The organism is Ramlibacter sp. P4_H7, assembly GCF_056400765.1.
Genome location: NZ_JBFUKP010000005.1, coordinates 179240 through 199856 on the forward strand (window position 1 = coordinate 179240; position 20617 = coordinate 199856).

General features: G+C 69.6%; 27 protein-coding genes and 1 tRNA gene. 20 read left to right on the forward strand and 8 right to left on the reverse strand.

Going from position 1 to position 20617, the window contains the following annotated elements:
• Positions 1 to 6: 6 nt before the first annotated feature.
• The 6 genes from ureC (at position 7) to AC1DSA_RS09460 (ending at position 4607) form a co-directional block, all read left to right on the forward strand.
• A complete protein-coding gene (gene ureC / locus AC1DSA_RS09435) occupies positions 7 to 1725 on the forward strand; it encodes an urease subunit alpha (protein ID WP_477888374.1) in 1719 nt (572 codons plus the stop codon).
• A 257-nt stretch (positions 1726 to 1982) separates the two neighbouring features.
• Positions 1983 to 2543 carry an urease accessory protein UreE gene (gene ureE, locus AC1DSA_RS09440; protein WP_477888376.1) on the forward strand — a complete coding sequence of 187 codons (561 nt, stop codon included), beginning with the start codon at positions 1983 to 1985 and terminating at the stop codon, positions 2541 to 2543.
• Positions 2464 to 3282, forward strand: a complete 819-nt coding sequence (locus tag AC1DSA_RS09445) for an urease accessory protein UreF (protein WP_477888378.1) — start codon at positions 2464 to 2466, stop codon at positions 3280 to 3282. Before ureE ends, AC1DSA_RS09445 begins: the two co-directional genes overlap by 80 nt.
• A gap of 64 nt (positions 3283 to 3346) precedes the next feature.
• Entirely contained in the window at positions 3347 to 3988 is a 642-nt protein-coding gene (gene ureG, locus AC1DSA_RS09450; protein WP_477888379.1) for an urease accessory protein UreG, read from the forward strand.
• 81 nt (positions 3989 to 4069) lie between these two features.
• Positions 4070 to 4417, forward strand: a complete 348-nt coding sequence (locus tag AC1DSA_RS09455) for a hypothetical protein (RefSeq protein ID WP_477888381.1) — start codon at positions 4070 to 4072, stop codon at positions 4415 to 4417.
• The gene (locus AC1DSA_RS09460; protein ID WP_477888382.1) at positions 4404 to 4607 is read left to right on the forward strand and encodes a hypothetical protein; all 204 of its coding nucleotides are present in this window, start codon (positions 4404 to 4406) and stop codon (positions 4605 to 4607) included. Before AC1DSA_RS09455 ends, AC1DSA_RS09460 begins: the two co-directional genes overlap by 14 nt.
• Positions 4608 to 4664: 57 nt before the next feature.
• Here AC1DSA_RS09460 and AC1DSA_RS09465 read toward each other — a convergent pair whose 3' ends face one another.
• The gene (locus tag AC1DSA_RS09465; protein WP_477888384.1) at positions 4665 to 4856 is read right to left on the reverse strand and encodes a hypothetical protein; all 192 of its coding nucleotides are present in this window, start codon (positions 4854 to 4856) and stop codon (positions 4665 to 4667) included.
• A 189-nt stretch (positions 4857 to 5045) separates the two neighbouring features.
• On the opposite strand from AC1DSA_RS09465, the gene AC1DSA_RS09470 reads away from it, so the two are divergent.
• On the forward strand, positions 5046 to 5270 hold the full coding sequence (locus AC1DSA_RS09470; protein WP_477888385.1) for a DUF2158 domain-containing protein: 225 nt from the start codon (positions 5046 to 5048) through the stop codon (positions 5268 to 5270).
• Between the two features lie 19 nt (positions 5271 to 5289).
• Here the strand turns inward: AC1DSA_RS09470 and AC1DSA_RS09475 are convergent, their stop codons facing one another.
• Positions 5290 to 5679: a response regulator gene (locus AC1DSA_RS09475; protein WP_477888387.1), complete on the reverse strand. Its 390-nt coding sequence runs from the start codon at positions 5677 to 5679 to the stop codon at positions 5290 to 5292.
• Positions 5680 to 6120: 441 nt separating this feature from the next.
• Positions 6121 to 7218, reverse strand: coding sequence for an alpha/beta fold hydrolase (locus tag AC1DSA_RS09480; RefSeq protein WP_477888389.1), 1098 nt, complete (start codon positions 7216 to 7218; stop codon positions 6121 to 6123).
• A gap of 45 nt (positions 7219 to 7263) precedes the next feature.
• Here AC1DSA_RS09480 and AC1DSA_RS09485 point away from each other — a divergent pair, with 45 nt between their 5' ends.
• From AC1DSA_RS09485 to AC1DSA_RS09500, 4 genes are all read left to right on the forward strand, one after another.
• Entirely contained in the window at positions 7264 to 7863 is a 600-nt protein-coding gene (locus AC1DSA_RS09485) for a TetR/AcrR family transcriptional regulator (protein ID WP_477888391.1), read from the forward strand.
• Entirely contained in the window at positions 7853 to 8245 is a 393-nt protein-coding gene (locus AC1DSA_RS09490) for a hypothetical protein (RefSeq protein WP_477888393.1), read from the forward strand. The genes AC1DSA_RS09485 and AC1DSA_RS09490 overlap by 11 nt, the downstream gene beginning before the upstream one ends.
• The gene (locus AC1DSA_RS09495; protein WP_477888394.1) at positions 8245 to 8745 is read left to right on the forward strand and encodes a GNAT family N-acetyltransferase; all 501 of its coding nucleotides are present in this window, start codon (positions 8245 to 8247) and stop codon (positions 8743 to 8745) included. Before AC1DSA_RS09490 ends, AC1DSA_RS09495 begins: the two co-directional genes overlap by 1 nt.
• An 85-nt stretch (positions 8746 to 8830) precedes the next feature.
• Positions 8831 to 9361, forward strand: coding sequence for a thioesterase family protein (locus AC1DSA_RS09500; RefSeq protein ID WP_477888396.1), 531 nt, complete (start codon positions 8831 to 8833; stop codon positions 9359 to 9361).
• Between the two features lie 137 nt (positions 9362 to 9498).
• Here AC1DSA_RS09500 and AC1DSA_RS09505 read toward each other — a convergent pair whose 3' ends face one another.
• On the reverse strand, positions 9499 to 9852 hold the full coding sequence (locus tag AC1DSA_RS09505) for a cupin domain-containing protein (RefSeq protein WP_477888398.1): 354 nt from the start codon (positions 9850 to 9852) through the stop codon (positions 9499 to 9501).
• 68 nt (positions 9853 to 9920) lie between these two features.
• Between AC1DSA_RS09505 and AC1DSA_RS09510 the strand changes: the two genes are divergently transcribed.
• The 3 genes from AC1DSA_RS09510 (at position 9921) to AC1DSA_RS09520 (ending at position 11193) form a co-directional block, all read left to right on the forward strand.
• The gene (locus AC1DSA_RS09510) at positions 9921 to 10280 is read left to right on the forward strand and encodes a helix-turn-helix domain-containing protein (RefSeq protein WP_477888400.1); all 360 of its coding nucleotides are present in this window, start codon (positions 9921 to 9923) and stop codon (positions 10278 to 10280) included.
• Positions 10273 to 10686, forward strand: coding sequence for an SRPBCC domain-containing protein (locus AC1DSA_RS09515; protein ID WP_477888402.1), 414 nt, complete (start codon positions 10273 to 10275; stop codon positions 10684 to 10686). Before AC1DSA_RS09510 ends, AC1DSA_RS09515 begins: the two co-directional genes overlap by 8 nt.
• Before the next feature lie 108 nt (positions 10687 to 10794).
• A complete protein-coding gene (locus AC1DSA_RS09520) occupies positions 10795 to 11193 on the forward strand; it encodes a nuclear transport factor 2 family protein (protein WP_477888404.1) in 399 nt (132 codons plus the stop codon).
• Between the two features lie 12 nt (positions 11194 to 11205).
• Here the strand turns inward: AC1DSA_RS09520 and AC1DSA_RS09525 are convergent.
• Together AC1DSA_RS09525 and AC1DSA_RS09530 are read right to left on the reverse strand one after the other, a co-directional pair.
• Positions 11206 to 11295: transfer RNA gene (locus AC1DSA_RS09525), tRNA-Ser, on the reverse strand.
• A 139-nt stretch (positions 11296 to 11434) separates the two neighbouring features.
• Positions 11435 to 11899, reverse strand: coding sequence for a thioredoxin family protein (locus tag AC1DSA_RS09530; RefSeq protein ID WP_477888406.1), 465 nt, complete (start codon positions 11897 to 11899; stop codon positions 11435 to 11437).
• A 163-nt stretch (positions 11900 to 12062) separates the two neighbouring features.
• Between AC1DSA_RS09530 and AC1DSA_RS09535 the strand changes: the two genes are divergently transcribed.
• The 4 genes from AC1DSA_RS09535 (at position 12063) to AC1DSA_RS09550 (ending at position 14481) form a co-directional block, all read left to right on the forward strand.
• A complete protein-coding gene (locus AC1DSA_RS09535; protein WP_477888408.1) occupies positions 12063 to 12416 on the forward strand; it encodes a DUF2946 domain-containing protein in 354 nt (117 codons plus the stop codon).
• Between the two features lie 183 nt (positions 12417 to 12599).
• Positions 12600 to 13568, forward strand: coding sequence for a transporter (locus tag AC1DSA_RS09540; RefSeq protein ID WP_477888410.1), 969 nt, complete (start codon positions 12600 to 12602; stop codon positions 13566 to 13568).
• A 170-nt stretch (positions 13569 to 13738) separates the two neighbouring features.
• On the forward strand, positions 13739 to 14179 hold the full coding sequence (locus AC1DSA_RS09545) for a DUF7673 family protein (protein ID WP_477888412.1): 441 nt from the start codon (positions 13739 to 13741) through the stop codon (positions 14177 to 14179).
• A gap of 68 nt (positions 14180 to 14247) precedes the next feature.
• Positions 14248 to 14481 (forward strand): DUF2630 family protein, encoded by a 234-nt coding sequence (locus AC1DSA_RS09550; RefSeq protein WP_477888414.1) that lies wholly within the window; start codon positions 14248 to 14250, stop codon positions 14479 to 14481.
• 39 nt (positions 14482 to 14520) lie between these two features.
• On the opposite strand, the gene AC1DSA_RS09555 is transcribed toward AC1DSA_RS09550, so the two are convergent.
• Both AC1DSA_RS09555 and AC1DSA_RS09560 read right to left on the reverse strand, forming a co-directional pair.
• The gene (locus AC1DSA_RS09555) at positions 14521 to 15510 is read right to left on the reverse strand and encodes a hypothetical protein (RefSeq protein ID WP_477888416.1); all 990 of its coding nucleotides are present in this window, start codon (positions 15508 to 15510) and stop codon (positions 14521 to 14523) included.
• Between the two features lie 253 nt (positions 15511 to 15763).
• Positions 15764 to 16780, reverse strand: coding sequence for a universal stress protein (locus AC1DSA_RS09560; protein WP_477888418.1), 1017 nt, complete (start codon positions 16778 to 16780; stop codon positions 15764 to 15766).
• A 112-nt stretch (positions 16781 to 16892) separates the two neighbouring features.
• Between AC1DSA_RS09560 and AC1DSA_RS09565 the strand changes: the two genes are divergently transcribed.
• The gene (locus AC1DSA_RS09565; RefSeq protein WP_477888420.1) at positions 16893 to 19592 is read left to right on the forward strand and encodes a winged helix-turn-helix domain-containing protein; all 2700 of its coding nucleotides are present in this window, start codon (positions 16893 to 16895) and stop codon (positions 19590 to 19592) included.
• A 160-nt stretch (positions 19593 to 19752) separates the two neighbouring features.
• A complete protein-coding gene (locus AC1DSA_RS09570) occupies positions 19753 to 20601 on the forward strand; it encodes a TauD/TfdA dioxygenase family protein (protein ID WP_477888713.1) in 849 nt (282 codons plus the stop codon).
• Positions 20602 to 20617 lie beyond the last annotated feature (16 nt).

Sequence of the window (20617 nt, forward strand, 5' to 3'; positions counted from 1 at the left end):
ACCCCCATGGCAACCATCCCCCGCCGCGCCTACGCGGAAATGTTCGGCCCCACGACGGGCGACCGCGTGCGCCTGGCCGACACCGACCTGGTGATCGAGGTCGAGGACGACTACACGCTGCGCGCCGGCGGCTACGGCGAGGAAGTGAAGTTCGGCGGCGGCAAGACCATCCGCGACGGCATGGCGCAATCGCAGCGCACGCGCGCCGAGGGGGCGATGGACACGGTGCTGACCAACGCGCTGATCCTCGACCACTGGGGCATCGTCAAGGCCGACATCGGCCTGAAGGACGGCCGCATCGCCGCGATCGGCAAGGCGGGCAACCCCGACACGCAGCCGGGCATCGACATCGTCATCGGCCCGGGCACCGAGATCATCAGCTGCGAAGGCGCGATCGTCACCGCCGGCGGCATCGACACGCACATCCACTTCATCTGCCCGCAGCAGATCGAGGAGGCCCTGTCCTCCGGCGTCACCACCATGTTCGGCGGCGGCACCGGGCCCGCGACGGGCACCTTCGCCACCACCTGCACGCCGGGTCCCTGGAACATCGAGCGCATGCTCCAGGCGGCCGACGCGTTCCCGATGAACCTGGGCTTCATGGGCAAGGGCAATGCGAGCCTGCCGCAGGCGCTGCGCGAACAGGTGCAGGCCGGCGCGATCGGCCTGAAGCTGCACGAGGACTGGGGCACGACGCCGGCGGCGATCAGCAACTGCCTGGACGTCGCGGACGAACTGGACATCCAGGTGGCGATCCACTCGGACACGCTCAACGAGTCCGGCTTCGTCGAGAACACCATTGCCGCCACCAAGGGCCGCGGCATCTGCGCCTTCCACACCGAGGGCGCGGGCGGCGGCCATGCACCGGACATCCTGCGGGTGGTGGGCGAGGCCAACTTCCTGCCCTCGTCGACCAACCCGACGATGCCCTACACCGTCAACACGCTCGACGAGCACGTCGACATGCTGATGGTGTGCCACCACCTGGATCCGGCGATCCCCGAGGACCTCGCGTTTGCCGAAAGCCGCATCCGCAAGGAGACGATCGCCGCCGAGGACATCCTGCACGACCTGGGCGCCATCAGCATGTTCTCGTCCGACTCGCAGGCGATGGGCCGCGTGGGCGAGGTGATCCTGCGCTGCTGGCAGACCGCGCACAAGATGAAGCTGCAGAGGGGCAAGCTGCCCGGCGATTCCGAGCGGCACGACAACTTCCGCGCCAGGCGCTACATCGCCAAGCTCACGATCAACCCGGCGATCGCCCATGGCATCAGCCACGAAGTGGGCAGCGTCGCCGCCGGCAAGTGGGCCGACCTGGTCGTCTGGAAGCCCGCCTTCTTCGGCGTGAAGCCGGCGCTGATCCTCAAGGGCGGCTTCATCGCGATGGCCGCCATGGGCGATGCCAACGCCTCCATCCCGACGCCGCAGCCGGTGCACTACCGTCCCATGTTCGGCAGCTTCGGCGGTGCGCTGCACCGCGGCTCCCTCACCTTCCTGTCGCAGGCCGGCATGAAGGCGGGCGTGAAAGAGAAGTTCGGGCTGCAGAAGAACGTGAGCGCAGTGAAGGACATCCGCCGCATCCGCAAGCAGCACCTGGTGCACAACGACTACGTGCCGAAGATGGAGATCGATGCGCAGACCTATGCGGTGCGCGCCGACGGCCAGCTGCTCACCTGCGAGCCGGCGACGGTGCTGCCGATGGCGCAGAGGTATTTCCTGTTCTGATGTTCTCTGCCGTCGGAGGGGCGCCGGTGGGCCTTGTGCCGGACGAGGACGGGGCTGCCCCATCCTCATCCTGCGCTGTCGTGGGTCCACCGAGGTGCTCTCCGGCCATGGCGCAGGGCCAGGGTGGGGTAGCCCGCTTGGGCGAAATAAAGGAGGAGGCCCGCGCTTGCGCGGGCCGGGGGACATTCGCCCAAGCGGGCTGCCCCGCCCTGGCCCGGAATCACGAAGAGCCCGATCAGGCAATGCCATACTGACCCATGCTCCAGGTCTCCAAGCTCCTTCCCCAAGGCCAGGGCCTCGCGCCCGTCCTGCTCAAGCGCGCGTCCACCGTCGAACTCGACTGGGACGTGCGGCAGAAGAGCCGCTTCGAGTGCACCGATTCGCAGGGCCGCCAGCTGGGCGTGTTCCTGACCCGCGGCACCGTGGTGCGCGGTGGCGACGTGCTGGTGGCGGAGGACGGCTCCATGGTGCGCGTGATCGCCGCGCCGCAGCCGGTGCTGGTGATCCAGCACGTGGCCGGCCGCGGCACCGTGTTCGACCTCATTCGTGCGGCCTACCACCTGGGCAACCGGCACGTGCCCATCGAGCTGAAGCCGGACCACCTGAAGATCGAGCCGGACCACGTGCTGGCGGACATGCTGCGGGCCATGCACCTGGTGGTGCTGGAGACCCAGGCAGCGTTCGAGCCTGAAGGCGGCGCCTACGCCGGCGGCGGGCATGCGCACCAGGGCCACGACCATGGCGACGACGATCACGACCACGGGTCCCATGGACACGACCATGGCGAGCACGGACATCACCACGACCACGACCACTGACGCCGCGTTGCTGCAGCTGATCTGGCTGGCCTCGCCGGCTTTGCCGGTCGGCGGCTTCTCCTATTCAGAGGGGCTGGAGTCGGCGGTGGAGGCGCACTGCGTGCACGACGAGGCGAGCGCGGGCGACTGGCTGCTGCAGCAACTGCATGCGAGCCTTGCGCGCGCGGACCTCGCGGTCGTCGGGGCGGCGGTGGACGCGGCGCGTGCCGGCGACAGTGCGCGCATCGCCGCGCTCGACCAGTGGGTGCGCCAGACCCGCGAGACCAGCGAGCTGCGCCAGCAGACCGAGCAGATGGGCCGCTCGCTCGGCGAGTGGAGCAGGTCGGTGGGCTGGGGCGACCGGGGGACCCCTGGTGAGGTGCCCCCGCGCTGGGGTTCGCCTGCGGGCTCACCGCCAGCCTGCGAGAGCACGACTGCCCCCCCGGAACCGGCTCGCTCCGCGAACACCTACCCCGTCGCCTTCGCGATCGCCGCCGCACGCACCGCTGCGGCGCCCCGCCAGGCCGCTCTGGCCTTCGCCTTCGGCTGGGCCGAGAACATGATGCAGGCGGCGATCAAGTCGGTGCCGCTCGGCCAGTCGGCCGGCCAGCGCATCCTGGCGCGCCTGGCGCAGGAAATTCCGGCGGCCGTCGACCACGCGCTGGCGCTGGCCGACGACCAGCGCCAGTCCTTCACGCCCATGCTGGCCATCCTGTCGGCACAGCACGAAACCCAGTACTCCCGACTGTTCCGTTCATGACCCTCGCCCTGCACAGCCGCCCGAATGGGCGACCAGCGCAGGGTGTCGCCCGGAGGCTTTCCCCGTGACCCTGCACCACATCGCCCATCGCACCAAGAAGCTGCCGCCCCTGCGCGTGGGCATCGGCGGCCCCGTCGGTTCCGGCAAGACAACGCTGCTGGAGATGCTGTGCAAGGCGATGCGCGAGCGCTACGACCTGGTGGCCATCACCAATGACATCTACACCAAGGAAGACCAGCGCATCCTGACCGTCAGCGGCGCGCTGCCGGCCGAACGCATCATGGGCGTGGAAACGGGCGGCTGCCCGCACACGGCGATCCGCGAGGACGCCTCGATCAACCTGGAAGCCATCGACCGCATGCTGGTCGACTTCCCCGACGCCGACGTCGTGTTCGTGGAGTCGGGCGGCGACAACCTCGCCGCCACCTTCAGCCCGGAGCTGTCGGACCTGACCATCTACGTGATCGACGTCGCCGCCGGCGAGAAGATCCCGCGCAAGGGCGGCCCCGGGATCACCAAGAGCGACCTGTTCGTCATCAACAAGACCGACCTCGCGCCCTACGTGGGCGCCGACCTGGGCGTGATGGAAGCCGACACCCGGCGCATGCGGCGCGACAAGCCCTTCGTGATGACCAACCTGAAGACGCGGGAGGGCGTGCAGGAGGTCGTGCGCTTCATCGAACGCAAGGGCATGCTGTCCGCCTGAGCTGCGACCGCGCGGGTAAATGTAACGATCGCGTCATCGTCCTACAGTCAGCGGCGGCGGGAAGTCTTACTTTCTCCGCCCATGGAACTGTTGCAGGAAGCGCCGCCCGATTTCGACGGCGTGGTCAAGGCCTTCGCGATGGCGCGCCAGCTGCCCACCACCCATTTTCACCAGGTGAAGATCGGGCTGGCGCAGGAGGGCGCCCTGCTGGCCGTCGGCGTGCTCGACGGTTCCCGCCAGGTCGCCTTGTTCTCGGAACACCTGCGCGAGCATGGATGGCGCGAGCACCTGCTGGGCGGTGACGACGACATGCTCGGCTGCGACATGCTCTTCTCCCACCCGGCCGGCGCCGCGGACAGCGACCCCTCCTTCATCCGCAAGCCGGCCGTGCAGCGGTGGCCGCTGGAGGTGGAGCATGCCGAGCCCTGAGTTCCAGGACGCGAACGCCGACGCCGAGTTGCCGCCGCCCGGCAGCCGCTGGGGCTCGGGCGCGCACAGCGTGCTGCCGTATCTTGCCCGCTCGCTACAGGCCAGGCCGCTCACGGCCGTCGAACCTCGCGTCCCCCAGCCACGGCCGCCCGGGCCGCGTGGCGGCGAGCGCCCCGGCGCGCAGAGCTAGCGAACGTCGAAAAAGCAAGCGGCCCGAAGGCCGCTTTTCTCCTGCGCCGCGCGCCGGCTATTGGCCGTGGCGATGCCGGCCGCCCGAATGGGCCGCGCGGTGCTGCTCCCACTCGCGCATCTGCTTCATGGCGCTGTCGGACCCCTGGCCGCCATGGCCTTCCTGGGCCTGCTGCTGTTGCTGTTGAACGCTGCCGTCCTTCGACGGCTGCCCGTCGTCGGACTCGAACTGTTCTTGCTGTTGGGACATCGCAAAACCTTCCTGCTTGCCGAGATGATCAGCGACGTCCTGCTCGTCCGCTGTAGGACGGCTTCAGCATTGGTTATGGGACGGTGCGCGCGGCCATGTCAGCCGCGGGAAAACTCCACGCATCCGGCCGCCTTTGTTTCCGTTGATGGCTGAGGACCCGTCCGATGCGCATTTGATGATAATCGCGCGGTGACGGAAGAAGCCATCCAGGTCGGCGACGTCGTGGCACTGCGTACCGGCGGACCCACGATGCTCGTCCGGGCCCGCTCGCAGGACCTCGCGTATTGCGCGTGGCGCAGCGAGAGCGGCAGCCATTCCGGCACCTTCGATGTCGGCAGCCTGCAGCTGGCCACGGAGCCCGCCCGGTCGCACGGCGGCGACGGCGCCGAAGCCGGCTTGGCCGGCAGCAGCTAGCGCTCGAGAGAGCGGCCCTTCAGGCCACCGCCGGCTGCTGCGTGCGGCCCGGGAACGCCTGCAGGTACGCGCGGAGTTCGCCGAACTCCGCCTTGGAGATGACCCCATCCGCGCCGAGGCGCAGGCAGCGCTGCCGCACGGCCTCCGTGACGAAATCGCTGAACACCAGGACCGCACCGCCCGGCTCCTTGTTGCAGCGCGAAACCAGGGTGAAGCCGGTGCCTTCGCCCAACAGCAGGTCGACGATCGCGAGATCCCAGCCGCCCCGGTGCCGCAGCAGCCAGTCGGTGGCCGACGTCTCGTTCTCCGCGCTGCCGACGAGCTCGAAGCCACCGACGGAATCGAGCAGGCTGCCGACCAGCTCCTGCATGGCCTTGTGGTCATCGACCAGGAATACGCGTACTGCCATCAACTTCTCCAGACTGCGGGACCCGTCATGGCGGGCGGCGGCCCGCATGCAGGACTGAAGCGCGGATTTTGTGTGAGCGGCGCAATGCGATGTGTAGGAGGACCCTGACTTTGCCAGCCAGCGACGCGGCCACTTGCTCGAGCGATGCGATCTGAGGTAATTCGTTTGACAGCGTGTGACCGGGATGGAACTTCGCATGCAAACGGTCACCGGACGGCAGCTTTCGGTCACCGAACGGCCACCTGCCGGACAAGGAGCGTCGCTAGACTTTTCCTCAGCCATGCAACGCCCTCACCCGTTTGCATGGTCAGGGCCCGGCCTGATGCTTTTGCTCATCGGCCGGGCCCGCCTGTTTGTGGGCGGCCGATGGGGTCTGGCGGAGTCGGTGAGGCCCGACTTTTGTAACCGACTGAGGTGGGCCACCACGTTCCGGCGTGCAGATCAGCGCCTGAACGCCACCCGTTCCATCGCGGCGACGAAGGCTTGCGGCTCCTCGAACGGCGGGTTGTGGGCGCTGTGCTCGAACCACACCAGATCCTTCGCAGGAGCCTGCAACAGGGCGAACCAGCGCGCTGCGAGTTCCGATGCGACGTGGCGGTCATATCGGCCGAGCATGATCGTTACGGGAACGTCCAGGCGCCGCGCGCTCGCGAAGAAGTCCACCGACATGTACTCCGGCCAGAGGCGTTCGAGCGAGAAACGGTTGCCGAGTCCGAACAGCGCCAGATCGAGCGGACTGGTTTCGTCGGTGCGCATCGCCGCAAGGAGCAGGTCGTGCGTGCGCATCGGGCCGTGAAAGACGCCGCCGTACCGCTCGCAGAGGGCGCCTTGTCGCAACAGGCTTGGCACCCGCAACGGAGGCGGCTCCAACACGTTCAGTTCGTTCACCCCGCTTCGGTCTCCACGCGCAGTGGCTTGCGCCAGCACGAACTCCCGCTCCAGGCGCTGGGCGGCGACCGGCTCGACGACCTGAGCGACGCCGACATACGCGCGGATGCGTTCGGGCCGCCAGCGGGCATACATCACACCCAGCACCGTTCCCCAGGAATGCGCCAGGAGGACGACCTGGTGCTGCGCGAAGCGTCGAGTGAGCCCGTCCACCAGGGCATCCAGGTCACGCAGCAGCTGCAAGGTGCTCAGTGCTTCCGGGTGGGCGGCGGGCAGCCAGGAGCGACCGGTGCCGCGCTGCTCCCAGTACACGACGACGAAGTGTTGCTCCAGTTGCGGAACGTAGGCCCGGAACAGGGCGGACTCGCTCGTGCCGGGGCCTCCATGCAGCAGGACCAGCAAAGGAAGGCGACGGTCCGCGCCGCGAATCCAGACCGACTGCTCTGACCCGTTCAGCGCCATGCGCTCCATGACCGCGATGCTTCCCGTGAGCGGCTGCCCTTGCGCGTCCACGAAGGCCGGCGTGTGCCTGCGCAGCTCGCTGACTCCGAGCCAGAGCGCGGCAGCCGCGAGCACGGCAGACAAGACCACGGCGAAGCCTCGCGCCCAGCGGTGCCGGCAGACGAAAGCGGCTCGGGATGCACGCGCCATGTTCGATCTTGACTAGAGAAACTCTCTGGAGCAATACTCTACTCCATGACGGCCATTCCCACGCGCGAACGCCTGCTCGACACGGCATCCGAGGCGATACTGCGCGAGGGCGTCGACGCCCTTTCCATGGATTTGGTGCGCAGCCGCGCCGGGGTCAGCAACGGGAGCCTCTATCACCATTTCGCCAGCAAGGCGCACCTGGTGGACGCCCTGTACGCACAGGCATTGCGGGAGTTCCATGCCACGCTCGCGATCCCGATTGCAGGGCGCGCTTCTGCGCGCACCGGTGTCCGGGGCATGGTGCGCGCGTACCTGGAGTGGGTGTTGGAGCACCCCGACCGCGCGCGAATGCTGCACACCCTGCGGCGGACCGAAGAACTGGCGCAGGCGCCCGGCGAGTGGAAGCAAGTCCGCAATGAAGGATTCGGCCTGCTGCGGCGCTGGGTCGCGTCCAAGGTCGCGGAAGGCGAAATGCGCGACCTGCCGTTCGACGTCTGGGTCGCGCTCGCGTTTGCGCCTGTGATTTCGCTCACGCCAGGCTGGTTGCGCGCGCATCAACCCGTCATACCGGCGAAGCACAGGATCCTGCTGGCGGATGCGGCCTGGCAGGCGGTGCGGCCGGAAGGGAGCGCCGATGGCACGTGAAGAATGCTTCGCTCGCAAGGTTTTCCTGGCTGCGTGCGCCTGGGGAGCCCTCACTCTGCTGCCGTTGCCATTCCTGCGGGGAGCGATCGAGCAGACCGGCTCGCTTTCACATCCGGAGTATTTCTACGGATTCATCGGCGTGTGCGTCGTCTTCCAGATCATCTTCTACATGATCGCGCAGCGCCCCGTGTACTACCGGGCGCTCATTCCCTGCTGTGCGCTCGAGAAGGTGGCCTTCGCCGGCCCCGCCGCCGTCCTGGTCGCCGCCGGACATGCAGCGCCCAGCCTGCTGTTCTTCGCGGCCGGTGACACTTTCTTCCTGGTTCTTTTCCTGTGCGCCTACCGGTGGCTCCCAGCACATCGACCATTGGAAGCGACGTGATGGGAGCGCTGGAGATTTCCCGTCTCACCGAAAGCGCGGTGGTCCTGCCGCTCACGTCAGACGAAGAGATTGCCGGAGCCTGGGCCGTGATGCGCCAGTTGCGGCCGGAGCTGACGCACGATGCCTACTGTACGCGCGCCAAGCAGCTGATGGCCGGTGACGGCTACCGCCTCCTCGCCGTCACCACCCTGGGTTCGGTGCGCGCGGTGGCTGGTTACCGAATCAAGAACAACCTGGACGGCGGCCGCATGCTGGTGGTGGAGGACTTCGTCTGCGACTTGCCGCATCGCTGCAAGGGCCGTGGATCTCTCCTGATCCGTGCCTTGAAGGTCATCGCCGCCGAACGACTTTGCACCGGGATGCAGCTCGCGGTGGCCGACCTCCTCAACGAGCAGGTGCTTCGCTTTTTTCTCGGCAATGGCTTTGGGATCACCGCCGTGGAGATGCACTTGGCGGTTGCGCATCCAGACGGCGACCGAACCGGGAGCGATGCGCCATGAATGCGGGCTCTACGCTGCTGATCCTGGTGGTGCCGCGATACGGACAGCGCAATGCGGAATGGTTCTGCGGACATGAGGAGGCGCGGTGAATCTCTGGTTTCGCTTGATCGCCGTGCTTGTTCGCGCCTTCACGCGGCCGGGCTGCGGCCTGCTGGAGGAGACCGTCCTGCGCGTGCGAATCTGGCCGAATGACCTCGACATCAACGGCCACGTGAACAATGGGCGCTACCTCACGCTGGCCGACCTGGCCCGGGTGGATTACGTCGTGCGATCCGGCCTCGCGCGCCTGGCAGTGCGCCAGCGTGCCATTCCCGTGATGGGCGACGTCACCGCGAAGTACCGACGAGAGGTCCGCCTGATGGAGGCCATTGAGATCCGCACGCGCCTGCTGGGATGGGACAGGAAGTGGAGCTATATCGAACACCGTTTCGTTCGCCGGAACAAGACGGTCGCCGTGGTCACCACGCGTGGATTGTTCCGATCGGCCTCCGGGACGATCGCGCCCGCAGGACTCGTGGAAGCGATGTGCGGGCATCGCGAGTCGCCCGAGCTGCCCGCGGCAGTTCGCATGTGGAGCGCGAGCTGCGATGCGGCGGTTGCTTGGCGAGACGAGTAGGTTCAGTGGGGAAGCATTCGGCTCTCGGTCCGCCTGCACTCCATTCCTGGTATCCATGAGGTACGTGTGATCATCATCTCGGGATCTATCTGCATCCGGGTCGGCGAGACCGCGGCCAGGAAGACGAACCGGGCAGCTCAGGCGAGCTGGCGCGGTGCAGCTGTCGCGGGGTCGCCGGTGTTTGGCGTGCCGGTGGGCTCGATCAGCAGCAGGCAGCACTCTTCGGTGGCCACGGGCCGATGGCGTACGCCCCTGGGCACCACATACAGATCGCCGGTTCCGAGCTCCACATTGCCATGCTCGGTTTCCAGGCGCAGGTGGCCCTCGAGCACGAGGAAGAAGTCGTCCGTGTCGGGATGCTCGTGCCAGTCGAGGGCGCCATGCGCCCTCACGACCATGAGGTCATGTCCGTTGAAGGTCGCGATGGTGCGCGGAGCATAGTGATCGTTGAACAGGGCGAGCTTGGCCTGCAGGTTGACGGCTTGGGGCATGCGGATCCTTTCGATGCGTACGCGCCAGTGTGAGAGGGGCGGGCAAGGATGTCTTGGATGGTTGAAACATGAAGGCGGGCGAGGGGCAGGCCACGTGGCTGAGGCGCGCGCGGGACTTCATCGAGGCGCACCACGACGGTGATCTCACGATCGGCGAGGTGGCGGCGGTCGCCGGAGTGTCGCGGGTGCACCTGTCCCGCGCCTTCAAGGCCGCCTTCGACATGCCGCCGCGCGTCCATCTCCATGGCGTGCGCTTGCAACATGGGATGGACCTTCTGCGCCAGGGCGCGCCGATCGCCGAGGTCGCGGTGCGTGTCGGGTTTGTCGACCAGAGCCATTTCACGCGGCGCTTCAAGATCGCGTTCGGCATCACGCCGGGCGCCTGGTTGCGGGCGCATCAGGCATTCAAGGGAGAAACAGATGCATAGCCAGGTCATTGATGAGGAAGTCGATATTGCCGCCTTTCCCGTTGCCGTGTGGCGCGCACTCACCGATCCGGACATCACCCAGACTTACTGGGGTGGCACGCGCATCGAGTCCGACTGGTTGCCGGGCTCGATGGTGATCTATCGCCGTGACGGGAAGATCACGGACGAACATCTCCTGAAGGAACTGGTGCCGCAGCGCCTGATCGAGCACACGTTCCGGCCTACGTTCGGGCCGTTCGCCACGGAGCCGCCTTCGCTGCTCACACTCTTGCTGTCGCCGACAGACCGCGGGACGCGCCTGCACGTGCTGCATCGCGGCTTTCCGCCGGCGAGCAAGGTCTACGCTGCATGCAAGGAGGGCTGGCCCGGGATCCTCGCTGGGTTGAAACAGCGGCTTGAGGTCTGAGGTGAGAGGTGAAGGGCAGGGCCATTTCTGCCCCTCGATGTTGAATGCGTCCAAGACCGAGGCGCCCGTGCTGGCCAGACTGCTGCTTTTCCAACGCAGGCTTCATTGATGCCCACCCGAGAAACGATCGAACGATTCATCAGCCGCGTGGAAAGCGGCGAGCATGCCCTGGCGTGCGCCGAGTTCTATACCGAGCAATCGACCATGCAGGAGAACCGCGCGCAGCCACGCGTCGGTCGCGACGCCCACGTTGCCAACGAGCACCGCATCAGCGCCCGTGCCGCCCGCATCGAATCGCGCTGCCTCCGGCCGTGGTTCTGCAACGGCGATCACGTGATGATCCGGTGGTTCTTCCGTTTCGAATGGCGCGACGGCACGGTGAGCGAACTGGAGGAAATCGCCTGGCAGCGCTGGGAGGGTGAACGCATTGCCGAGGAGACCTTCTTCTACGACCCGGCGCAGCTGGTGCCACGGCCGGGCGCGCCGCCTACGCCCAGAGGCCAATGAAATGCGGACATGTGGCGGAAGCGGTGAGATTCGAACTCACGGAAGGGTTGCCCCTTCGCGGGTTTTCAAGACCCGTGCCTTCAACCGCTCGGCCACGCTTCCAACCCGCTCATTGTAGGGGCGGTCCCTGCGCGGCCCGTTGCGCCGGCTCGACTCCAGGGTGCGTATCTGAGGTTAGGTCGAACTCTCAGCGCCCCACCGGCGTCTTGCGATCGTGTCGATCGCCCGCGGTCAGGGACGGCTACTGCGCCAGGGCATGCCGGCGCAGGAAGGCCAGCACCTGGGCTTCGTCGTAATCCCGGGCGGCTTCCAGCTCGGCCGAAGCCTGCGAGGCCACCACGCGGCCCCCGGCGTCGAGCACGTAGAAGTGCGGATAGCCCTGGGCCCTGGGCCACTGCGACAGCAGCGCCTGGTTGCGGTTCTGCGGCGAGTAGTTCACCTTCAGCAGGATGTAGCCTTCCTGCATCGCCTTGCGCACCTCGGGACTGCGCTCGACGAAGCGGTCGAAGACGTGGCACCAGGTGCACCATTCGCCGCCGACGTCGACCAGCACCATCTTGCGCTGCGCCTGCGCCAGGGCGACCGCCTGCTGCACGTCCGCCGCCGCATCGCGCGCCGGCTCGAATTTCTCCGGCAGCGCATGGAAGCTCCACGCGGGCACCAGGGCGAAGGCCGCGAGGCAGGCGAGGAGCAGTCTCTTGCGCATGCGACGATTCTAGGAAGCTGCGGCCATCCATGGCCGTCCAGGGGTCACCCGCCACTGATGTGCATCAACCCCGCCGGGATCCCCGATCCATCATTGCGTTCCCGAGCCGGCGCGACGGGGCAGCCAGGGCAAGTCCGCTGGAGCTGGGCGGCATAATCGTCCGATGCAGACCTTGCGTCGCCCACGCAGCCTCGCGCGCTTCATCGCGCTGTGGTTCCTGCTGTGGACCGGCGCCATGCTGGCCTCCCCCGCGCTGACGGCGCCCGGGCTCGAGGGGGTCTGTTCCGTCGGCGCTTCCAGCCTGGTTCCCAAGGATCCGGACCAGGGGTCGCGGTTCGGCGGGCACCACGCGCAGTGCCCGGCCTGCGCGCACGCGGCCGCACCGCCGCCGCCGGCCTTCGCGCCTGCCATCCTCGCGGCCCCGGCCGCGAGCATCCGCCTGGCCGACCGTGCCCCCGACGTCCGGGAAGTCGCGTCTGCGCTTCCGCCGGCCCGCGGCCCGCCGGCTGCTGCCTAGGCCAGCCTTCCTGTTGCCTCGCTGCATGCGCGGGTCCGGGCATGCGCGCCCGGATGACGCTCCCTTGACGGGCGTCAAACGAGAAGGTGCCAGCCAAATCCACCTTCACCTGTTGCGCTCTACAGTTCGCTGACTTCCCTGCGGCGGGGCAAGGAAACCCACCCGCCAGAAACCTGTCCTCCCATGCACTTCACTCCAAGACACCTGGTCGCTGCCCTGGCAGCGCTGACCTCCTTGTTCTCCTTCGGGGCCTGGGCGAGCTGCGGCTCCGCCTTCTGCTCCATCAACACGGACTGGGGCGCGGGCACCACCGGGCTGACGGAAGGCAGCACCCTGGACGTGCGCTACGAATACATCCCCCAGGACCAGCCGCGCACCGGCTCGCGCCGCATCGCCGTCGGCGAGATCCCGCACCACCATGACGAGGTCCGCACGACCAACCGCAACCTGGTCACCACCTACAGCCACACCTGGGCCTCCGGGTGGGGCATCACGGCCACGGTGCCCGTCGTGGACCGCGAGCACCTGCACGTCCACAACCACCACGGCGTCCCGATTCCCGAGCAGTGGGACTTCCGCGAACTCGGCGACGTGCGCCTCGTCGGCCGCTACCAGCGCTCGCTGGAGGGCAGCGACGCGGCGCCGCGCACGGCGGGCTTCTTCTTCGGCCTGAAGCTGCCCACCGGCAAGACCGACGTGGCGAACGCGGACGGCGACATCGCCGAGCGCAGCCTGCAGCCGGGCAGCGGCACCACCGACCTGATCGCCGGCGCGATCTTCCACCAGGAGATCGCGCGCAGCGGGGCCGCGTGGTTCGCGCAGGTGCAGCTGCAGCAGCCGCTGACTTCGCACGAGGACTTCCGCCCCGGCGCGCAGTTCACCGCCGACCTGGGCTACGCCCACCCCTTCACCGACCGGTTCTCGGGACTGCTGCAGCTCAATGTGATCGCCAAGGGACGCGACAGCGGCCTGCAGGCCGAGCCCGACGACAGCGGCGGCCATTCCATCTTCCTGAGCCCGGGCGTGAGCTACAAGCTGGGCGAGATGTTCCGCCTCTACGCGTACTACCAGCAGCCGCTGTACCAGTACGTCAACGGCGTGCAGCTCACGGCGCAGAAGGCGATCGTGGTGGGCGTGTCGACGCGCTTCTAGCGCGCCGCCCGCGCCGGTGCCTCGCCACCGCGAGCCGGCGCAGCAAGTCCCCGCCATGCGGCGCGCGCGCCACGCGGGCCCGCTCCTGCGTGCTTCCTCGCTGTCGCTTTGCCGCCGGCTGAAGTACAAAGCGGAGGTGGCCGGCGCCCCAGCGCCGCAAGGGGACTGCGATGAGCAAGACCGATCGCGAACGGCGCCACCACGCCAACCTGGAACACATCGAGCGCGTGCAACTGATCGTCGGCCAGGGCGACCGCATGCGGGTGGACCACGAAGGCACGCTGCTGGAGCGGTGCCGCCTGATGGGCGAGGAAATCCGCTCGCACGAGGCCACCGAACGCGGGCTGGCCGCGTTCGACCGGCTGCTGCGGATGGCGGAAGAGCGCGAGGCCCGGCACCAGCGCGACATCGTCGGCTTCCTGACGGCGGTGTGGAACAACCGGTCCCTGCCCCTGCGCACCCTGCGCGGACTCGACGAAGAGGTCGCCGACGACATGGTCGCGGTGCTGGACGCCTTCCGCTACGCGCGGCTCAACCTGGCCGAGCACGTGGCGGGTGGGCCGGCGCGCGTCGAACGGGTGCTCGCCAAGGCCAGCCTGGCCAAAGCCTGAGGCTGCCGCGCCCCACGCGCAGCGGCGTGCAGGCGTACGATCTTCCTTCGCCCTGAAGGAGTGCGCGCATGAGTGACCAGTCCATCCTCGCCCGGATTTCCGCCCTCGTCGAAGAGGAACACAAGCTGCGCGATGCGCCGCCCGCCACCGGGGCGAGCGACCAGCGCCTGAAGCAGCTGGAAGAGCAGCTCGACCAGTGCTGGGACCTGCTGCGCCAGCGCCGCGCCAAGCGCGAGTTCGGTGAAGACCCGAACACCGCGGAAGTGCGTGACGTGGGCACGGTGGAGCGCTACCAGGGCTGACCGCGCGCGGCTGCGGGCGGCTGGCTCAGCGCGCCCCTGTCACGCCGGGCAGCACGCCTGTTCGGCGCCCGCATCCAGCATCTCCTCGGCCAGGTCGGCGCCGAAGCGCGCGGTGCCCGGTGCGGCGACGATGGCATAGCGCAGCCCCGGCACCCGGTCCAGCGCGTCGGTCGCATGGCGCAGCGCGCCGGGACAGCGACAGACGAGCTGCACTTCGGGTGGGCGCCGCAGCGTGTGCAGGAGCTGCGCGATTTCGGCCAGCAGGGCGCGGCCGCGGCGTCCGTCGGCGCCGAGCATCACCAGCAGGCGATCGATCTGCGAAACGCCCAGCAGCAGCGGCGCCCCGCCCTCCAGGGCCCGCCGCGGCAGCGCCTGCACGCGGGTGACACGGTTGCCCTCGCGCGGCACGTCGGCATAGGCGGCGCCGACATCGCGGCGCTCCAGGTTGTCGTCGGCATACCGCTGGTAAGCGACCGGCACGCCATGGTCCTGCGCCAGCAGGCGCACCAGGTCCACCGCCTCGTTGTCCTCGCCGGCCACCGCCAGCAGCTCGCGCGGGCCGACCCGGCCCAGGACGCCCACCCGGCCCAGGCGGCAGGGCGCGCCCAGCGCCTGCCAGATGTGCGCCGGGTCGGCCACCCAGCCCTGCTCCTGTTCATGGGCCAGGGCATGGAGCCGGCGCGCGACGTCGGCCGGCGTCTCCAGTCCATGCAGCGAGGTGAGTTGCACGGGGGCCTGCAGCACGGCCGGGCCGGCGCTGGAATGCAGCAGGCGGGCATTGCGCAGCAGCGGATCGTCGCGCACACGCTGCCACTCCGCCGCCACGGCGCCCTCCGATCCTTCGTGCCACTGCACCAGCCAGCCGGACGCGTACAGCAGCGCCGTGCGCACGCCGCTTTGCCCCGCGCGCTGGAGCCACTCGCGCCGTCGCGCCAGCAGCGCTCCCACGGCCGATTGGCCCGGCGCCCACTGGCTCGCGACCAGCAGGCGCATGCAGCGCGAGCCGGCGCTTTCCCCATCGTCTGTCAATTGAACCTCGAATTGTTTATATTTAAACTATTGGACGCGACAACGCCCCTCGTGGGGCGATGCCGGCTCAGGACGCCGGTTGCGGCAGGCGCCGGGTGCGGGCGCGGCGTCGGCACAACATGGAAGGCCCGCGCCGCGGCGTTGCGGGCGGGCGTGAAATGAATCCGGGGTCCGCGGCCGGAGGTCCCGCCGCAGGTCGAAGCTTAGGCAGCCGGGTGCCTCCGGCGCCTCCTCGCGTCGGGGGGGCGGGACCTCAGACGATGCGGCCGAGCAGGTGGTGGTAGTCCAGCCCGCTCAACTCGCCCTCGGGCATCGCGCCCGGCTCGGAAAAGGCGGCGTTGAGCGCCTCCCAGTCCTCTGGCTGCAGGTGCTTCTGCGCGGCCGGCAGGATCACCGTTTCCTCGCGGCCCATGTGCTCCCAGTGCAGTTCGGCATAGCGGCCCATGGCCTCTGCCAGTTTGTCGGTGAGCGCGATGCGGCCCGCGGCGTCGGCGGCGGCGGCCAGGGCTTGCGTCAGCCGGCCCAGCTCCTCCAGCAGCGCCGCATCGCGCAGGTGCTGGCGCTCCAGCTCGTCCAGCTCGGCGTCCACCGCGTGGGTACGCGCGCGCACGCTGGGGAACAGGTGGCGTTCCTCCTTGGGATGGTGCTGCGTGAGCGGGAAGCCGCGCAGGTAGGCCACGACAGCCTGCATGGACGGCTCGTCGACCGCGCCGCCGGCTTCGCGCGCGCTCGCCAGCATGCGCGTGCCGGCGTGGATCACGGCCGCGATCGCGCGGTGTTCGTCGCGGATCACCGCAATCGCACGTTCCGGCGGCGCCGGCTCGCCGGCCGCCGCGACCAGCACCGGCAGCCCGGCGCCCATCACCACCGACAGGGTGTCGGAGGTGAGCGCCATGCCCAGCTTGCCGCCCTGCCCGTGCGACGCCATGTAGATCAGGTCGCAACCGAGGCTGCGCGCCGCCTCCACGATGGCCGGAGCGGGACGGCGCCCGCGCGCCCAGCGGGCTTCGCAGGGCACGCCGAAGGCGCGCGCGCCGGCTTCCGCCTTGGCCAGCAGCTCGCGGGTGCGGCCGCTGCGGGCGTAGTCGTGCACTTCCGGGGAGGTCACGCGCAGCAGCTCGAGGTCGCCGGCGAGCGAGTCGTCGGACTGCTCCACGACGTGGAAGAAGGTGATGCGCGCCCCGAGCGGCCGCGCCAGGGCGACGGCGCCGCCCACCACCTGGATCGACAGGTCGGTGGCATCGAGGGGAACGAGGATGTGGTGGTACATGGAAACTCCTGCGCGGGATCCATCCCGTAGGGCTGGCCCAGCTTAGGACCGGCCCGGGGCGGCGACCCTCCCCCCGCCGGGGGGGCTGGTGCCCATCCTTGCGAGGGTTACCATGGGCACGCAACCTGCACCCGCCGTGTCCACCAGCGTCGTCCCCGCCACCAGCGACCTGCTGCTGAAGGTCACGCCGCCCCGCCTGCCGCGCAACGTGATCGCGCGTGCCGGCCTGGGCGGCGATGCCGCGCTGCGCGAACCACCGGTGGTGGTGGTGCAGGCGCCGGCCGGCTTCGGCAAGACCTCGCTGCTGGCACAGCTGCGGCGCGACCACCTGGCGCACGGCGCCGCGGTCGCCTGGCTGATGGCGCAGCCGCAGGACGATCCCGCCCGTTTCGTGCAAAGCCTCGCGCTGGCCGTGCGCGTGGGCGCGGGCCGGCCCACCTTCGGCCACGCCCTGCTGCAGGTCGGCAGCCCCTCGGGCCTGGAAGGCGTGACCGCCTGGCTGGCGGAGGTGGCACAAACCGCGCTGAACCTGGTGCTGATCGTCGACGAGGCCGACCGCCTGCCGCGCGCCACGCGGGAGGCCCTCGCCTACCTGCTGCGCAATGCCCCGCCCAACCTGCACTGCATCGTCGCCGCCCGCACCGACTGCGAGCTGGAACTGGACGACCTGGTGGCCTACGGCGACTGCCTGGCCGTGGGCACCGCGCAGCTGCGCTTCACGCTGGACGAGACCATCCAGCTGGTGCGCAACCGCTTCGGCGATGCGATCGACCGCGACGAGGTCGCGCGCCTGCACGAACTGACCGAAGGCTGGCCCCTGGGCCTGCAGCTGGCCCTGTCCGTCACTGTCACCTCCGCCACCGGCAGCCGCACGCACCTGCCGCGGATGGCGACGCACGGCGGCGGACTGCGCTCGCAGATGCTCGGCTACCTGCTGGGCAGCCTGGACCCCGACGACCTGGACTTCCTCACCCGCGTCTCGGTGGCCGATCCCCTGCACCCCGACCTGTGCCGCGCCCTCGTGCCGGAAGGCGACGTCGGCGCCCGGCTGGCCCGCCTGGTGCGCGACACGCCGGTGTTCGTCACGGCCGAGCAGACCGACTGGCTGCGCATGCACTCGCTGGCGCGCGAGTCCCTGCGCGAGCGGCTGCAGCAGCTGCCGGCCGATGCGCAGCAGGCCCTGCACGCGAGCGCGGCCGGCTGGCTGGCCGCGCACGGCCTGCTGGAGGACGCCGCCCGGCATGCGCTCGCTGCCGGGCAGCAGCAGCAGGCCTACGAGCTGGCCGAGCGCAGCCTGTACGAATCGCTCATGAAGCAGGGGCGCCAGGGCACCGTGCTGGCCTGGCTCGCCCACCTGCCCCCCGAGGAACTGGACCGGCGCCCGCGCCTGCTGCTGGCCGCCGCCTGGTCGCTGGCGGTGAGCGAACGCAACGAGCAGGCCCAGCAGCTGGTCAACCGCATCCTGGCGCAGCCGGGCGTGGACGATTCCCTGCGCTGCGAATGCGCGCTGATCCTGGGCGGCGCCGCCGTGTTCGCGGATGACCCGGACCGCTTCGCCGAGCTGCACGAACCCTGGGCCGAGGCGCCGCCGATCAGCACGGCGCTGCTGCTGCAGATCCACGCCAACCGCACGGCCTTCCGCACCCTGCTGGAGGGCGAGCCGGCGCTGGCACGCCTGCGCCAGCAGCAGGCCCCGCGCGGCCCCGGCATGGAGGCGCCACCCTACCTCGCGCGCTGGGGCGACCTGGTGATCGCCCTGACCTACCTGTGGGAAGGCCAGGTGATGCTGGCCGAACAGCTCCTGCGCCCGGCGTTGGCCAGCGCCGAGGCCGACCTCGGGCGGCGCAGCACCTTCGCCTCCATGCTGGCCTCGCTGCTGGCCGCGGCCCTGTGGGAGCGCGACCGGCCCGAGGAAGCGGCGGCGCTCCTGGCCAATCGCCTGGACGTGCTGGAACGCGGCGCCCTGCCCGAATGCGTGATGCTGGGGTTCCGCACCATGGCACGCATCGCCATAGCGGGCGAGAACGAGAACCGCGCGCTCGAACTGCTGGGCGCCCTCGACGCCGTGGGCATCGCGCGGCGGCTGCCGCGCCTGCGCATCGCCAGCCTGGCCGACCAGGCGCGGCTGCACGCCCGGCGCTTCCGCAGCGAGACCTGCCGCGACCTGTGCCGCCAGGTCGACGCGCTGCTGGACGATCCGCAGGCGCCCCAGGGGCCGCTGTGGCGGCGCAGCGTGGCCGGCCTGCGGCAGATGGCCCAGGGCTACGCCGCCATCGCCGGGCAGGACTGGCGCGGCGCGGTGCCGGCCTTCGCCGAGGTGGAGGCGGTGGCGCTGCAGACGCGCCAGGGCCGCGTTCGCATCGAGGCGATGGCGCTGCGGGCCTATGCGCTGGACCGTTGCGGCGAGCGCTCGCAGGCGCTGCTGGGCGAGGCGATCGGCCTGGCCGAGACCTGCGGCCTCAAGCGCGTGTTCGCCGACGCCCACCCGGCGCTGGCCGACTGGGTCCGCAACGCCACGCCCGCCGCCGTGCCGTCGCCCGCGGTGGCCGCCCCGATGCAGGCGCCACCGGCCCGCGCCGCCGTGGCCCGCGCCACGCCCAGCATGGCGCTCACGCCCAAGGAGCGCGAGGTGCTGGAGCTGCTGGCCCGCAACCTGTCGAACAAGGAAATCGGGCTGGCCATGCAGGTGGGCGAGGAAACCATCAAGTGGCACATGAAGAACCTGTTCGCCAAGCTGGACGCCGGCACGCGCAAGCAGGTCGTCTCCCGCGCCCGCATCCTCGGCCTGCTGGCCGACACCGCCACCTCCTGAGCCGGCCATCCTGCTGCCCCCCTCTATGACGGGGGGGAGCGAGGGGCGCGCGATGCCTAACCTTCGCGCATCCCAAGGAGAAGCCATGACGCTCGCGACCCCGGAGACCAGCCGCCCCACCGCACCCGCCGTGGTGCAGGCGTCTTCCCTGCAACGCTCCATCCACGTGGAGCCCCTCACCTGCGCCATCGGCGCCGAACTCGGCAACGTGAACCTGGGCGTCGCCTCGCGCGACGCCGACCTGGTCGCCGAGATCCGCGCGCTGCTGCTCAAGCACAAGGTGGTGTTCTTCCGCGACCAGGACATCACCCGCGCCGAGCACGTGGCCTTCGCCCGCCACTTCGGCGAGCTGGAGGACCACCCGGTGGCCGGCAGCGACCCCGAGAATCCCGGCCTGGTCCGGATCTACAAGTCGCCGGACAGCCCCAACGACCGCTACGAGAACGCCTGGCACACCGACGCCACCTGGCGCGAGAAGCCGCCCTTCGGCTGCGTGCTGCGCTGCGTGGAATGCCCGCCCGTCGGCGGCGACACGATGTGGGCCAACATGGCGCTGGCCTACGAGCGCCTGCCGCAGCAGGTGAAGGACCAGATCGCCGGCCTGCGCGCCCGCCACAGCATCGAGGCCAGCTTCGGCGCCGCCATGCCGATCGAAAAGCGCCTGGCGCTGCACGCGCAGTTCCCCGATGCCGAGCACCCGGTGGTGCGCACGCACCCGGAGACCGGCGAGCAGATCCTGTTCGTCAACGCCTTCACCACGCACTTCACCAATTTCCACACCGCGGCCAACGTGCGCTACGGGCAGGACTACTCGCACGGTGGGTCCGACCTGCTGCGCTACCTGGTCAGCCAGGCGTTCATCCCCGAGTACCAGGTGCGCTTCCGCTGGAAGCCGAACTCCATGGCCATGTGGGACAACCGCTCCACCCAGCACTACGCCGTGATGGACTACCCGCCCTGCCATCGAAAGATGGAACGCGCCGGAATCATCGGCGACCTGCCCTTCTGACCCACCTCCCCGTAAA